The sequence below is a fragment of the Acinetobacter sp. CY73 genome (assembly GCF_059515865.1).
In genome coordinates this window covers 45,804-61,397 of the sequence record NZ_JCAKMZ010000008.1, presented here as the reverse complement: position 1 = coordinate 61,397, position 15,594 = coordinate 45,804, and the positions used below count along the sequence as shown (strand labels likewise).

Annotated in this window: 14 protein-coding genes; 10 read left to right on the top strand and 4 right to left on the bottom strand. The window is 39.9% G+C overall.

Annotated elements, in window-relative coordinates; translation table 11 throughout:
* Window positions 1-273: 273 nt before the first annotated feature.
* On the bottom strand, window positions 274-1,092 hold the full coding sequence (locus AC5YD2_RS06020) for an exodeoxyribonuclease III (RefSeq protein ID WP_496125456.1): 819 nt from the start codon (window positions 1,090-1,092) through the stop codon (window positions 274-276).
* 40 nt (window positions 1,093-1,132) lie between these two features.
* Between AC5YD2_RS06020 and pyrE the strand changes: the two genes are divergently transcribed.
* Window positions 1,133-1,783 (top strand): orotate phosphoribosyltransferase, encoded by a 651-nt coding sequence (gene pyrE, locus AC5YD2_RS06015; protein ID WP_496125455.1) that lies wholly within the window; start codon window positions 1,133-1,135, stop codon window positions 1,781-1,783.
* Window positions 1,784-2,076: 293 nt separating this feature from the next.
* Window positions 2,077-2,592 (top strand): hypothetical protein, encoded by a 516-nt coding sequence (locus tag AC5YD2_RS06010; protein WP_496125454.1) that lies wholly within the window; start codon window positions 2,077-2,079, stop codon window positions 2,590-2,592.
* A gap of 160 nt (window positions 2,593-2,752) precedes the next feature.
* Here the strand turns inward: AC5YD2_RS06010 and AC5YD2_RS06005 are convergent, their stop codons facing one another.
* On the bottom strand, window positions 2,753-3,271 hold the full coding sequence (locus AC5YD2_RS06005) for an SMI1/KNR4 family protein (protein WP_496125453.1): 519 nt from the start codon (window positions 3,269-3,271) through the stop codon (window positions 2,753-2,755).
* Window positions 3,272-3,678: 407 nt separating this feature from the next.
* Entirely contained in the window at window positions 3,679-4,290 is a 612-nt protein-coding gene (locus AC5YD2_RS06000; protein ID WP_496125452.1) for an NAD(P)-dependent oxidoreductase, read from the bottom strand.
* A 519-nt stretch (window positions 4,291-4,809) separates the two neighbouring features.
* On the opposite strand from AC5YD2_RS06000, the gene gshB reads away from it, so the two are divergent.
* The gene (gshB, locus tag AC5YD2_RS05995) at window positions 4,810-5,751 is read left to right on the top strand and encodes a glutathione synthase (protein ID WP_496125451.1); all 942 of its coding nucleotides are present in this window, start codon (window positions 4,810-4,812) and stop codon (window positions 5,749-5,751) included.
* 52 nt (window positions 5,752-5,803) lie between these two features.
* Here gshB and AC5YD2_RS05990 read toward each other — a convergent pair whose 3' ends face one another.
* Complete coding sequence (locus tag AC5YD2_RS05990) at window positions 5,804-7,000, bottom strand: MFS transporter (protein WP_496125450.1); 1,197 nt, start codon at window positions 6,998-7,000, stop codon at window positions 5,804-5,806.
* A gap of 423 nt (window positions 7,001-7,423) precedes the next feature.
* Between AC5YD2_RS05990 and murG the strand changes: the two genes are divergently transcribed.
* From murG to lpxC, 7 genes are all read left to right on the top strand, one after another.
* Window positions 7,424-8,521: an undecaprenyldiphospho-muramoylpentapeptide beta-N-acetylglucosaminyltransferase gene (murG, locus tag AC5YD2_RS05985; protein WP_496125449.1), complete on the top strand. Its 1,098-nt coding sequence runs from the start codon at window positions 7,424-7,426 to the stop codon at window positions 8,519-8,521.
* A 15-nt stretch (window positions 8,522-8,536) separates the two neighbouring features.
* Entirely contained in the window at window positions 8,537-9,985 is a 1,449-nt protein-coding gene (gene murC, locus AC5YD2_RS05980; RefSeq protein ID WP_496125448.1) for a UDP-N-acetylmuramate--L-alanine ligase, read from the top strand.
* An 84-nt stretch (window positions 9,986-10,069) separates the two neighbouring features.
* Window positions 10,070-10,999, top strand: a complete 930-nt coding sequence (locus AC5YD2_RS05975; protein ID WP_496125447.1) for a D-alanine--D-alanine ligase — start codon at window positions 10,070-10,072, stop codon at window positions 10,997-10,999.
* A gap of 2 nt (window positions 11,000-11,001) precedes the next feature.
* Entirely contained in the window at window positions 11,002-11,856 is an 855-nt protein-coding gene (locus tag AC5YD2_RS05970) for a cell division protein FtsQ/DivIB (protein WP_496125446.1), read from the top strand.
* A 59-nt stretch (window positions 11,857-11,915) separates the two neighbouring features.
* Window positions 11,916-13,181, top strand: a complete 1,266-nt coding sequence (ftsA, locus tag AC5YD2_RS05965; RefSeq protein WP_496125445.1) for a cell division protein FtsA — start codon at window positions 11,916-11,918, stop codon at window positions 13,179-13,181.
* Between the two features lie 163 nt (window positions 13,182-13,344).
* Window positions 13,345-14,535: a cell division protein FtsZ gene (gene ftsZ, locus AC5YD2_RS05960; RefSeq protein WP_496125444.1), complete on the top strand. Its 1,191-nt coding sequence runs from the start codon at window positions 13,345-13,347 to the stop codon at window positions 14,533-14,535.
* A gap of 123 nt (window positions 14,536-14,658) precedes the next feature.
* Window positions 14,659-15,561: a UDP-3-O-acyl-N-acetylglucosamine deacetylase gene (gene lpxC, locus AC5YD2_RS05955; RefSeq protein WP_496125488.1), complete on the top strand. Its 903-nt coding sequence runs from the start codon at window positions 14,659-14,661 to the stop codon at window positions 15,559-15,561.
* Window positions 15,562-15,594 lie beyond the last annotated feature (33 nt).

Sequence of the window (15,594 nt, the reverse complement as noted above, 5' to 3'; positions counted from 1 at the left end):
AAGAGAAAACCCGCATCATATCATCCTGATTATGCGGGTCTCAATTCAACGTCCAATGTCGATCATCCTTGGAAAATAAATCGCTTTATTTTCTTTTCATCCTACGGCTTCCAATCCTTATTTGTCATCCTGACATGTCCCTGTGCCGTGCGACTATAATGCCGTGTTAACACATAAATAAAAATAAGTTAATACGACAAGTAATGTGCGTCAAAAGCTTATATTGAGTGAACGGTTGTTCACTAATTTGCTTTAATATTCGTGCAAATTACTTTAAAGTTTATAATCAATAATGACGGGTGCATGATCGCTATACCAATTGTCTTTATAAACCCAAGCATTGACAGTACGGTCTTTCCAGTCTGGTGAGCATGCTTGATAGTCAATACGCCAACCGACATTTTTCGCACGGGCTTGTCCGCGGTTTGACCACCAAGAATATACTTCAGCTTCTTTACGGACTTCACGGAAAGTATCAACATAACCCAATTCATCGTAAATGTGATCGAGCCAAGCACGTTCATGTGGTAAGCAACCCGATGCTTTTTGGTTGCCTGACCAGTTTTTAATATCGATACGTTTGTGTACGATATTGTAATCGCCGCAGACAATGACGGATTTATCTTCATCACGCCATTGCTTTAAGATTTTTGAATATTCTTCGAGGAAATGATCTTTACGCGCTTGAGCATCTTCACCTGAAGAACCAGAAGGCAAGTAAAGCGAGCAAATATGTGCAGATTTACCTAAGCCGAGATCGAACTCTGCAGAAATAAAACGACCTTGAGAATCTGCCAATTCAAAACCTAAACCATCTTTGATCGACAAGAAAGGCATTCGACTATAAATGGCAGTACCTGCATAACCTGGACGTTCTGCTGGGAAAAGATGGGTATACCAACCTTCAGGACGGAATTTATCAGTCCACTGCGCATGGGTGATTCGACTTTCTTGCATACAAATCACGTCAGCGTCTGATTGTTCCATCCACTCTAATAAGCCTTTGGTGACTGAAGAACGTAGACCATTGACGTTAATTGAGACCACTCTTAGAATTTTTTGATCACTTGGATAGCTACTCTTTGGTATCATGCGCAGTCATAACCTCTCTTTATGAATTTTGGAGCACCTCATGACGTCGCCAGCTCAGTTTAACCCTCAAGCTTTTATCGAACTTGCATTATCACGTGGTGTGCTTAAATTTGGTGAGTTTACTTTAAAATCAGGTCGTGTGAGTCCTTATTTTTTTAATGCAGGCTTACTCAATGATGGCGAAGCCTTAACATTATTGGCTTCTGGCTATGCGGCTAAATTAACTGAATGTGAAAATGTAGATGTGATCTTTGGCCCAGCGTACAAAGGTATTCCTTTTGTTGCTGCAACTGCTGTCGCAATGTCACAAAACCATGGTGTGAGTGTACCTTGGGGTTTTAACCGTAAAGAAGCGAAGGATCACGGTGAAGGCGGTGTGTTGGTTGGTGCATCGGTTGAGGGTAAAAAAGTCTGGATTATTGATGATGTGATCACTGCAGGTACAGCGATTCGTGAAGTCGTGACGATTCTTAAAAATGCAGGTGCACAAATTGCAGGTGTATTGGTTGCACTTGATCGTCAAGAAAAAGGTCAGGGGAGTTTATCTGCTATTCAAGAAGTGCAGAAAGAACTCGAAATTCCTGTTCATGCATTAATTACGATGAAAGATTTAATGGACTTCTTAGATGTGAAAGGCGAGAAAGAAGCCTTAGCGAAAATGGAAGCTTACCGTGTGAAATATGGTATCTGAAATTAATACAAAGTATTGATTTTTAATGAAGCTCTATCATTTAAGATAGGGCTTTATTTTTGCTTAATTCAATTGTGACGGTAGAGCGTATTGTTTTCTCTTGTTTTTTAATGAATAGACTCTCTGTGATTTAATGGTTTTTGAAGCTATATTTAAACCAATATTTAATAAATATTTAAAATTCAATAAGATAATCTGTGGTATATACATGTTTAAACTTTATGCATCATTTTAATAAATGGAATGTATGTGTAAAGGTTCAATAACAAAAACTTTTGTTGATTTGGAACAACATGCTTATATTCACCATCATGCTTGTCACAATGATTATCGGCTTTATTGTCGTTAGACATATCGACCAGCATCGTTGGGATCGATATCAGTTTGATCGAGCTAAGTTTTTCCAAACACATCCTTATGACTTTCGTTCTGATCAACAGTATCCCATTCAAATTCCGATAAGTGCATTTAACCAATTAAAATTGATCAATACGCTGATGTTGAAATCAGTAGAACCCATTCTGTATCGAGATGCCTTGATTCAACGCATGGAAAACCACCATAACCAGCCTCATCAAGTGCAAGTAAGTATTGCAGATATACAGATTGGTTATCTTGAAATCAATTATGCAAGGCTATTTACAAAGGCTTTGAAAGATACTGATTTTTATGTGGGTAGACCAATTCGAATCATGGCTAAAATTACGCTAAATGAATTAAGCACAGATAAAAATTGTCAGGTTCGATTGGATCTATGTCGTGATCCAGTACTCGCATCGAACTATATTTTTGAAAATGAAAATAATTGAATTAAAACATACCTATTTAAAAATATTTCTAATTGGCTATATTTCTAAATAAATTAAAATCCTTCCGCAAGTTCATTTCTATACAAACGATCACTTTACGGAAGGAGGTATTTTGGAGCAGATATAAAACTATTTGTACGCTCTGAAATGGATATTAATCTTAGCCATCAATCTGTTGATCGATAAAATTAGAAAACCATTCTTTAAAGCTATTCGCTTCTTTTTCACGTTCAAAGGTTTCATGCCAAAAAGTAATGACTTGCCCTACAGTACCATCTTCCGCAGGGTCTAAATCGATGCTCCAATTGTCACCATTACCATAGCTGATAAATGGAATCCATCTAGCGCTCCACCAGATGATTTTTACTCCATCACTAGACCCAGCTTCTTCATCAGAATCGAAAAAATCTTCAGTATCTAGAATACCTTTTAAAACTGACCATTCTTGAAAAATACGTGAAGTCGATAAAAATTCTGATTGATCAAATAAGCCATCTGCACGACCAAATTGACCATTATGAATTTTTAAACATGCGACAAAATCATCAGGGAGTTTTACCCCAATTTTATCTTCTAGATCAGTTATTTCTGCATCTGTTGCAGGTGGTGCAAGGTCTTTAAATATTTCAGGATGATTTTCTTGTAAAAAGGTTTCTAAGCGATTCCAAAGTTGCTGCATTATTTTTTACCCATTTTGAGGTGTTTTTAGGTTAATAAAAATTTGAAGTTTCTTTTAATTTTTACCGTTTGGTATGTTGGGGTGTTTTGTGAACTGTGTCTATATTTTTATATCAGTCCGCATTATAAAAATTTAGAAGAAGGTATATAGATTGGATACTTGAGAATAAGTTTATGCAAAATTATTTAGAAAAGGCTTTGGAACATACCGCTTTGTATGTAGGTAGACCAAAATTCGAATAATGGCTGAAATTACGCTAAAAGAATCAAGCACAGGTCAAAATGTCAGGTTTGATTGCATCTATGTTGTGATCCAAATCAAGCGGATTAATTTTTAAAGCAAGCCTTTCATACATGAATAAAAAAGGAAGCAAATGCTTCCTTTTTTAGTGCTGATAATTAACTGTATTAGTAACCCACAGTGAATCGTTCACGAATATGATTTTTTTGCTCGAGCTCATCACTCAGTGCAATGGCAAAGTCTTCGGTCGAAATTTTACTGCCTTCCTCACCGACCAATAGCTCATCTTTACCTGTACGGAATTCACCTGTGCGCTTGCCTGGACCGAACTCAGCAGAAGGCGAAATATAAGTCCAGTTTAAATCATCGACTTGCTTTAAGTTATCCAGGAAGGTTGCAGCAGCTTCAGCTTCAACCTTATATTCTTCTGGAAAATCTTCACTATCGATCACGCGGATATTTTTGTTGGGTACATTTAAGCTACCCGCGCCACCCACTACGATAAAGCGTTTTACTTTTGAATCGCGAATTGCATTAATGAGACCATCACCATTTAAGCCTTGGAAACGGACTGCACTCACGACAGCATCTTGACCTTTAAGCTCATTTACCAATGCTTCATGGTCATTTAGATCAAGATCAATACTTAATACACGTTCTGTGTCAGCAACTTTATGTGTATGACGTGCGATGGCTTTGACATAATGTCCACGAGACACCAATTCTTCTAAAATGCGTGAACCTGCCATACCAGTTGCACCAATTAAAGCAATTTTCATAAAAGCCTCTTTATTATTCGTAAGTTAAGATATTGATATTAATAAATAAATTATGTAAATTTACATAATTCTTCATCTCGTCTATGCAAAACAAATCTTTTGTAATTCATAATATAGGGCAAATCAATCTCAATGAATGTTTGATATATATAGCTGTATTGGTGCTTATATATTTGTGCATGTAGTTGATTTTTTACTCACGTAAGGGTTTTGTAAGTCAAGACTTGAAATTAACCCTTTGAATATAAGTAGATTAATGATTGCCAATACGGGTATAGCGATTGGCAAAGCGACTGCATTAACTCAATCAGTTTTCTTCATAGGCGTTTACAACATGTTATTGCTCCATCTTTAAGTTTAGCAGTGAAGATATCGCTCAAATCCCACAAATCAAATCTTGGGCTAGTGCACCAATTCATACATACACATGCAAAAATGGAATAAACAAAACAGAATAAACAAAGCAGTAATCTCGGCTATACTCATTCACAAATTTAGTTTCTAAAAGAGCACAGAGACATGCGCGTACTTGTTGTGATGGATCCCATCGAAAATGTAAACCTCAAAAAAGACTCAACCATGGCCATGCTTTGGGCTGCCGTTCGACGTGGTCATGAACTGGGTTATGCATTACAACAAGATTTATATATTGATCAAGGCAAAGCTTTTGGCTTGATTGCACCCCTTCAAGTGTTTGAAGACTACAATCACTACTATGAATTGGGTGAAAAACAAAAAGAATCGATTGCGGATTATGATGTGGTGTTGATGCGTAAAGACCCGCCATTTGACATGAACTTTGTCTATACCACCTATATTTTAGAGCAAGCAGAACGCGAAGGTGCTTGGATTATTAATAAGCCACAAAGCCTACGTGATTGTAATGAAAAATTATTTGCGACACAGTTTCCCGAGCTTCAAGTCCCCACCTTGGTTACTTCTCAACAAAGCTTGATTCGTGAATTTCTTAAGCAATATGGTGATGTGATTGTCAAACCACTGGATGGCATGGGCGGAACAGGGATTTTCCGTCTTACAGCGGATGGTGCGAATATTGGTTCAACCTTAGAGATGCTCACCGAATTGGGTCAACAACCGATTATGGCGCAGCGTTATATTCCTGAAATTGTGGATGGTGATAAACGAATTTTGATGGTGAATGGCGAACCTGTACCGTATTGCTTAGCGCGTATCCCTCAAAATGGTGAAGTCCGTGGCAACTTAGCCGCAGGTGGTTTAGGTGAAGCACGACCACTGACTGAAAATGACAAAGCCATTGCCGCAAAAGTCGGACCATTCTTACGTGAAAAAGGTCTGATCTTTGTTGGGCTGGATGTTATTGGTGATTATGTGACTGAAATTAATGTGACCAGTCCAACCTGTATCCGTGAAATTGATAATCAATTTGGCACATCCATTGCAGATGACTTATTTAAGGTATTGGAAGCAGGATTGGCTTAATGGCTTAATGGCTTAATATAAGTAAAAAAAGAGCCTCATTTGAGGCTCTTTACTATTTGGCATAGCGTTTAAAAAATATAAACATAATCGAGAGTGCAATACAGCATAAAATGGAAGTCACGATACTCATGCTTGCCCATGTATGCGTTGCTGAAACAAAAGCAGCACTTAGAGGCGGGACAAAGAACTGCACTAGAGCCGAACATTGAATGACCAAGCCCATACTGGCTGCTGCAGCACTGGCAAAAGGTGCATAATGAAGGGTCATAGAAAAGATGGTGGTTGGAATAACACCCCCAATCATGGAAAACAACACAGCGTTTAAGACTTGAATTTCGAAGGTTAGCCAGCTATTGGTGGTAAAAGTCAAAATACTGGTGAAAAACATACCAACAAATCCAATCGTCAGTAATTTTTGCGTTGACCAACCTTTTTGCAACAGCATGCCAGCACCAAATGTTCCAACTAAATTGGCAAGCACCACCAGTGATACCAGTAAACCTGTGGTTTTTAAGTTCAGACCATGTTCAACATAAAGGCTGGGTAAAAAACTGGTCACGGATGTCCATTGGCTGGCATAACATGCAAAGACTAAAGCTAAGCAAATCATAGGTGGGTGTGTCAGCGTTGCACGAATAATTTGACCCAGACTATTCTGAGTATCTGCAACGGCTGTTTTTGAAGTTGAAGAGCTCGTCTCGATATTTAAAAAGAGGTGAATCGCGAGCGCAATGACAAAACAAAGTAAGCCTAAAATGACCCAGATATATTGCCAGCTCAGATACTCTAAAATGAACGGGATGGTAAATACCGCTATACTGACGCCAAGCCCCATATATGAGCTCCACAGCCCCATTTTAAAATTGATGGTTTCGGGTTGACTCATCCGCTTTAAAATTGCAGGTGCGCAAAGCGAAATGGTTAAAAATCCAATGCCCTCGGTGAAGCGAAACAAATAAAGCAGTGCAATATTGTCGATCCAAAGCCCAGCAATACTACTTGTACCTAAAATAATTAAACCACCGATCAAACAGCGCTTCAAACCCAGTTTTTCAGAAAAGGCACCAATCGCAAGGGCAAATAGCATACCTGCACCTTGTATAATCGAGATTGAAAACCCTGCCTGAGTTAGTGTTAAATGAAGATCTTTTTGTAGAATAGGTAGAACAACAGAAAGTTTTCCAATGTGAATAGCGGCTAAATAGCCTGCTAAAATAATCCATAAATCCCGTAATGATAATTTTGGCATGAGCTTCCGTTGCGCGATCAAAATTTGAATTAATTGACTGAATTTTAATAAGTAAAAAACAAAAAAATACCATAGTTCCTAAGGTCGATATATATTCTTTAAGCATGAACTCATTTAAAAAATATATGAACCATAATGTATTTCTAGTGGATAAAAGATCTTAAAATATAAGTATGGATAAACTTGGGTTAAGCATTTTGGAGTTTTGTTTAGATTTAAAATAAGCTTAATATTTCACTTAAGTCTAAGAAAAATAACAACCTTAATAATAAATCTAGTTTAAACTTTAAAAATAGTAGAAAAAACCAATCGAATGCCTGTTGAAAAAAAGTAAATAATCTTTCATGGCTATGCAATTGTGATTACAATCGATTGCACAAAATCGAATTTTATTATCCTTATTTAAGAATTGAAGAAAGAACTGTGACCAAACCTCAACGAAGCGCACCAAAGCATGTCATGATGATGGCTGCAGGCACTGGCGGACATGTATTCCCAGCCCTTGCTGTTGCAAAGAAATTACAACAAGAGGGTTGTCAGGTGTCTTGGTTAGCCACGCCAACTGGAATGGAAAATCGTTTACTTAAACAACATGATATTCCGATCTATCAAATCGATATTCAGGGTGTTCGGGGTAATGGCTTAGTTCGTAAATTAGCAGCCCCTTTTAAAATTATGAAGGCAACTTTAAGTGCCATGCGTTATATGAAACAGCTCAAAGTCGATGCTGTTGCGGGATTTGGGGGATATGTTGCAGGGCCAGGAGGGTTGGCAGCTAAGATTTTGGGTATTCCAGTAATTATCCATGAGCAAAATGCTGTGGCGGGTTTTACCAATACTCAATTGGCACGTGTTTCTAAGGTTGTTTGTCAGGCATTTCCTGATACGTTCCCATCTGGTGAGAAAATTGTGACGACAGGTAACCCCGTTCGTCAAGAAATTGCGGAAATACTCAATCCGTCTTGGCGTTATCTGGAGCGAGAAAAGGCGGGTGAGCCAATTCGTATTTTGATTGTGGGTGGTTCACTTGGTGCGCAAGCGCTCAATGAGCGTATTCCAGAAGCGTTAAAGCAACTGAACATTCCGATGCAAGTGTTTCATCAAAGTGGTCAAAACCATGCTGAAACGACACGTAGTCGTTATGAGAATGCACCTGCATCTTTAGCTGTTGAAGTTCAGCCTTTTATTGAGGATATGGCTAAAGCGTATAGCGATGCCGACCTGATTATCTGTAGAGCAGGGGCTTTAACGGTGACTGAGGTTGCAACCGCAGGTGTTGCTGCTGTATTTGTGCCTTTACCAAGTGCAGTCGATGATCACCAAACTGCAAATGCAAAGTTTTTAGAAAAAATTGGGGCTGCAAAAATTTGTCCGCAGTCCACCATGACGACCGATACATTGAAAGACGTTTTGACGCCACTAATGAACCGTCAATTACTCATGGAAATGGCAGTAAAAGCACGTCAACATGCCCAACCTGACGCAACACAGCGTGTGGTTGGTTTAATTCAAGATTTGTAAGTTTTAGAGTAAATTATGTCTCCATCAACACCTGCTGATAAAGCAAAAAACTTGATTAAAATTCCAGAAATGCGCCGTATTAAGCATATCCACTTTGTGGGGATTGGCGGGGCTGGGATGTGTGGTATCGCCGAAGTGTTGAAAAACCAAGGCTACAAAGTTTCAGGTTCTGACATTAAGGCTTCTAAAACGACAGCGCAACTTGAAGAAAATGGAATTAAAGTTTACATCGGCCACGCTGCTGAAAATATTAAAAATGCCAATGTTTTAGTGGTGTCGACAGCGATTGATACTGAAAACCTAGAAATTAAAGAAGCGATTGAAAATCGTATTCCTGTGGTTCGCCGTGCAGAAATGCTGGGTGAGTTGATGCGTTATCGTCACGGGATCGCCGTTGCAGGGACACATGGTAAAACCACGACAACAAGTTTAGTGACTTGTATGTTAGCTGAAGAAAACATGGATCCAACTTATGTGATCGGTGGTCTTTTGAATCGTTCGGGTGTGAATGCTGCGCTGGGTGCAAGTCGTTATATCGTAGCGGAAGCAGATGAGTCAGATGCATCGTTTTTATATTTAGAGCCGATGGCTGCGATTGTCACCAATATCGATGCAGATCATATGGATACCTATGGTGGTAGCTTCGACACCCTAAAAGATACCTTTATTCAGTTCCTACAAAAGCTTCCATTTTATGGTCTAGCGGTTGTATGTGGTGATGATGCCAATATTCGTGAAATCATGCCACGCATTGGTCGTCCAGTTTTAACTTATGGTTTTGACGAAGATAATGACATCCGTGCAATTGATGTCGTTCAAGAAGGCATGCAATCTCACTTCACCGTATTACGTAAGAACAAAGAGCCACTGCGTCTAACCATTAACATGCCAGGTTTGCATAATATCTTGAATGCTTTGGCTGCAATTGGGATTGCAACCGATGAAGGTGTGTCAGATGCTGCGATTGCACGCGCTTTAGAGAGCTTTAGTGGTGTAGGTCGTCGTTTCCAAGTTCAAGGTGAATTTGAACTCGGTGAAGGCACGGTTAAGTTGGTTGATGATTATGGGCATCACCCGAAAGAAGTTGAAGCAACGATTAAGGCCGCGCGTGCGAGTCATCCTGATCGTCGTTTAGTGATGCTGTTCCAACCGCACCGTTATAGCCGTACCCGTGATTGTTTCGATGATTTCGTCGATGTACTGTCGCAAGTAGATCAGTTGCTTTTACTTGAAGTTTACTCTGCCGGTGAAAAGCCAATTGTAGGTGCAGACAGTCGTGCACTTGCACGTAGTATCCGTCTACGCGGTGAAGTCGAGCCGATCTTAATTGATCCTGTAGAAGGGAATCTCGAGCCTGTGATACAAAAAGTGTTACAAGCAAATGACTTGTTATTAACACAAGGTGCGGGTAACGTGGGAGCAATTTCAATTGAACTGGCTCAAAATCAGCTTTATTTAAAGTAATCTATGTTTAAAGAATCATAGCGTGTGATTATTTTTGATAGACCAAATTTAATTGACCAATGTTAAAAGTTTAAGGATATAAACGTGTCAAATGCTTCTAAATTCGGCAAAGTTGCTGTGTTGCTCGGTGGTAAGTCTGCAGAGCGTGAGGTTTCATTAGATAGTGGTAAAGCTGTACTAGAAGCATTAGTGCGTAGTGGTGTAAACGCTGAAGGATTTGATCCGAAAGAACGTAGTGTCACTGAGTTGGTCAATTATGATCGTGCATTTATTGTATTGCATGGTCGTGGTGGTGAGGATGGCCAAATTCAAGGTGTTCTGGAGTGGTTAAATATTCCTTACACGGGAACGGGCGTTCAAGGTTCTGCAATTGGTATGGATAAAGTCAAAACCAAGCAAATTTGGCAAGGTTCAGAGCTTCCAACGGCACCTTATCGTATTGTCAGTCAGGAAACTGATTTGGCTGAAGTGGTTGCAACTTTGGGTCTACCTTTGATTATTAAGCCTGTTCATGAAGGTTCAAGCGTAGGGATGAGCAAAGTTGAAAAAGCTGAAGATTTAGCGAATGCTATTGCTAAAGCAATACAACATGATGCTGTTGTTATGGCAGAAAAATGGATCACAGGCCGTGAATATACGATTTCATTCCTAAATGGTCAGCCTTTACCTGTGATTCGCTTGCAACCACCTGCTGATGTTGCCTTTTATGATTACGATGCTAAATATATGCGTAATGATGTTGAATATGGCATTCCATGTGGTCTATCTGCTGAGGAAGAAAAACAACTTCAAGAGCTTTGCTTACGTGCTTTTCAGTCTGTAGGTGCAAGTGGTTGGGGGCGTATTGATGCCATGCAAGATGAGCAAGGGAATTTCTGGTTATTGGAAGTGAATACAGTACCGGGGATGACCAGCCATTCATTGGTGCCAAAAGCTGCCAATGCTGTAGGATATGATTTCGATGCACTTTGTGTTGCGATTTTAGAGCAAACTTTATCGAAAGAAAAACACTAGACATGGCTCAACTTCCAGCATCAATGCGCCGTAAACGTGCTGCAATTACATCGATACATGAGAAACCGCCAACTCGCAAAGAAAAGTTGATTCATGCGGGTGGTTGGTTACTTTTGATTGTGGCATTTTGTGCGCTTTTTGCTGGGATATATGCAGCTTATAAAGTCATTACCGATGCAAAAGTAGCGACTTTAGAGGTGGTCGGTACAAGTTCAGATGTTGAAAAACAGCAAATGACGCAGCACCTTGCACCTGTGATTAAAGATAATTACTTTACATCGGATTTAGAACAGATCCGTGATCGTAGTCTTGAGATTTCATGGGTGGATCGCGTCGTTGTTTCACGGGCTTGGCCGAATGGGATTCGTGTGCGTGTGATGCCTCGGCATCCGATTGCACGCTGGGGAACGGGGCGGTTACTCAGTGATGAGGGGGAAGTATTTACTGAAGCTTTCGCTCGTAATCATTCAACTTTGCCACTACTACATGGACCGTTAGATCAATCTCAAGAAATGATGCGTCGTTACAATGAGATTAATCAGTTGTTTCATCCAGCAAATTTGAGATTAAAAGAATTATATTTAACAGATCGTAGAACATGGTTTATGCAGTTTGATTCAGGTTTACGTATTATCGTGGATCAGGATCAAACCATGAGTAAGTTGCAGCGACTCAGCCAATTGGTACAGACAGATTTAAAACCTGTTTGGTCACGTGTTTCGGCGATTGATTTACGCTATAGAAATGGTCTTGCCATTCAATGGAAAAATTCAATACCACCTAAAATAGTAAATGGTCAGTTTGTTGTAACCATTAATGACATAAACATTGCGAATACAAGTGTTGGACAGCCATAATACGTGGCTTTATAAAGTGGCATTAAGCCGTACCTAAACAACGAAGAAGATGGTAGTGAATGATGAGTGAAGCTGTTCCCTCAGTTGTTGCGATAGACATTGGGACACATAAAGTTTCAGTTCTTATAGCCAAAGTACATGCGCCTGATAATATTCAGGTGATTGGTATGGCTAGTGCGCGCAATAAAGGCATGAATAAAGGTAAAATTGTCAGCCTAGAAAAAGTCATCACTGCAATTAAAAATGCCGTACAAGAAGCGGAAGATATGGCGGAATGTCGTGTACATTCAGCGTGGGTCTCCATTCCGAGTACAGAATTACAGAGTTTCTATGCATCGGGAAGGACTCCTATTTCGAATCCAGAACGTACCATTACCACCACAGAAGTTGTACGTGCCTTAGAGCTTGCAAAAGCTAGTCATATGACCTCGGACCATTATTTGGCGAGTGCTGTGCCTTTAGGTTTTGAATTGGATGATGCGACTGAATGGGTACATAATCCCATTAACTTATCTGCAAACAGTATGACTGCGCATTATCAATTGATGATGTTGCCCATTAGTACGATGCAAAACCTTGATCGTGCGATGAAAGGAGCGAATATTTTTGTTGAAAAAATGGTCGTCTCTTGTCTTGCAACCGCGGAAGGTTCATTATTAAAAGATGAAAAAGAATATGGTGTATGCTTACTTGATATTGGTGCAGGAACGACCAATATTGCGGTTTATATAGAAGGGCATTTAGTTCTTGCACACACTATTCAACGCGGTGGCGAAAATGTTACACGTGATATTGCCGCAGTGTTGCAAACAACGACAGAAGAAGCTGAACGTTTAAAGCTGCTTTATGGTTGTGTGGATATTCATCAAGTTAAACCTGATCATATGATTGAGTTTCAAGCAATTGATGGTCCACAGTCAATTAGCCGTATTGAGTTGTCAGAAATCATTATTGCACGTTACGAAGAAATTCTAGGTATGGTGCGTGCCGAACTTGAAAGCCGCGGTGCATTACAAAGTTTGTATCATGGTGTGGTATTAAGTGGTGATGTCTGTCAAATTGAAGGTATGGTGACTTTGTCTAGACGTATACTCGGTGTGTCTGCACATCTAGGTAATCCGCCTTTACAAGTCTATGCTGAAGACCAGCATTTACCAGCATTACGTAGATCTATGTATGCAACGGCGACTGGCTTGTTATTGTTTAGTCAAAGTGAATTGCAAGAATCAGTGGAAGAACCTGAAGAAGTGGGCAAGCGCCCTTTTTTAGATCGAGTCATGAATGGTTGGAATGCCCTCAATAACAAATTAAAAGGCATTTTTTAAGTTTATTTTTTTAAGGTGTCTTGTTCGCAAGTTGTAAGTGTTGCGTCATCTGCTTGACAATACTCGCGATGCAAAGCATCCTAAAAACAATTTTTATTATTGAAGATCAAGGCAGTATACGGGCTTAAGTGACTGCCATATTAATTTAGGAATATTTAAGGTCATGGCTTCATTTGAATTTTTAGAAGATGAACAAACCGATAACAACGGTCAAGCCCGTTTTACTGTGTTTGGTGTTGGTGGCGGCGGTGGTAATGCTGTACAACACATGGTGCAATCAGACATCCAAGGTGTGAAATTTGTATGTGCAAATACGGACAAGCAAGCGCTAGACCGTATGAATGCACCATTTAAAATCCAATTGGGTCAACAAAGCACACGTGGATTAGGCGCTGGCGCAAACCCAGATGTGGGTCAAATTGCTGCTGAAGAAAGCCGTGAATTGATTCGCCAACACCTTGAAGGTGCGGATATGGTATTCGTGACCGCGGGTATGGGTGGTGGTACAGGTACAGGTGCAGCACCTGTGGTGGCTGAAATTGCGCAAGAAATGGGTATTTTGACCGTTGGTGTGGTCACTACACCATTTAACTTTGAAGGTCGTCGTCGTCAACGCTCAGCTGAAAAGGGCATTGAGGCGCTTGAGGCGCATGTTGATTCATTGATTATCATTCCAAACCAACGCTTACTCAGTGTTTATGGTGATATTTCAATGCAGGATGCTTACCGTAAAGCCGATGATGTATTACTCAGTGCTGTACGTAGTATCTTTGATTTGGTTGTTCGTCCAGGTCATATTAACCTTGACTTCGCTGATTTGAAAACTGCGATGAGTACTCGTGGTTATGCCATGATGGGTGAAGGGAAGAGTAGTGGTACAGATCGTGCTGAAGAAGCTGCTCGTCTTGCGATCCGTAGTCCATTATTGGATAACGTGAATATCATGAATGCCAAAGGTGTATTGATTAATATCACTGGCGGTGCAGATATTACATTACGTGAAACTGAAATTATCACAGACGTTGTGAATCAAATCGTTGATTTGGATGAAGGTGAAGTATTCTTTGGTACTGTATTCGATCAAGATGCGCGTGATGAAATTCGTGTCACTGTGATCGCTACAGGTCTAACGCGAAATGCAAATGAAGCAGAACCAAAACGCCGTCCAAGTGTGAGTTCAACGACAAGCCATTTTCAACAACAGTCTGCACAAAATACAGTCGTTGATGAAGATGATGTTCCAGCGATTAGCAAGCGTCAACATGCTGAAGAGCCTGTTGCTACGCCAGCAGCTGCACCACGTTCTGCGCCAATGAGCATCCAAGATTACTTGAAGAATCAACAGCGTAAATAGTTTATTCCTAAAACGAATCAACTGAATCGAAAAAAGGTAGTGCAAAAGCGCTACCTTTTTGTTTTTTATCAATGGTTAAATGTGCTAACGTATAGCGGAAATTTGGATGAAGATCGAAGCTCTATGTTGAAACAGCGTACCCTTAAGCGAGTCGTGAAAGCGAGTGGTATCGGACTACATAGTGGTCAAAAAGTTTTAATTAACTTTGTTCCACATGTTGCTGATGGGGGAATTGTTTTTCGTCGTATCGATTTAAATCCGCCTATAGATATTGCTGCTGACGCAATGCTGATTCAAGAAGCATTCATGTGTTCCAATTTAGTGCAGGAAAATGCAAAAGTTGGCACGATTGAGCATGTGATGAGCGCGATCGCGGGACTAGGCATTGATAATTTGATTATCGAAGTATCAGCTTCTGAAGTGCCTATTATGGATGGAAGCGCAGGGCCATTTATTTACCTGCTCATGCAAGGTGAATTGGTTGAGCAAGATTCACCAAAGAAATTTGTAAGAATAATTAAACCGATTGAAGCACTGATCGATGATAAGCGTGCCATTTTTAGCCCACATGAGGGCTTTCAGCTAAATTTTACCATTGATTTTGATCATCCAGCATTTGCCAAAGAATATCAGTCAGCAACCATTGATTTTTCAACCGAAACTTTCGTTTATGAAGTGAGTGGTGCACGAACATTTGGTTTTATGAAAGATCTAGATTATTTAAAATCCAATAACTTAGCATTAGGTGCAAGCTTAGATAACGCGATTGGTGTTGATGAAACAGGTGTGGTCAATGAAGAAGGACTACGCTATGCAGACGAGTTTGTTCGTCATAAAATTTTAGATGCGGTGGGTGATTTGTATCTGCTTGGACATCAAATTATTGCCAAATTTGATGGTTATAAATCCGGGCATGCACTTAATAACCAATTATTGCGCAATGTTAAAAGCGACCCAAGTAGCTATGAAATTGTAACATTTGATGACGCAAAATCTTGCCCTATTCAATATGTGAGTGTGACATAAGTCATTGTCTTAGTGGTTCAATGTTATACTGTA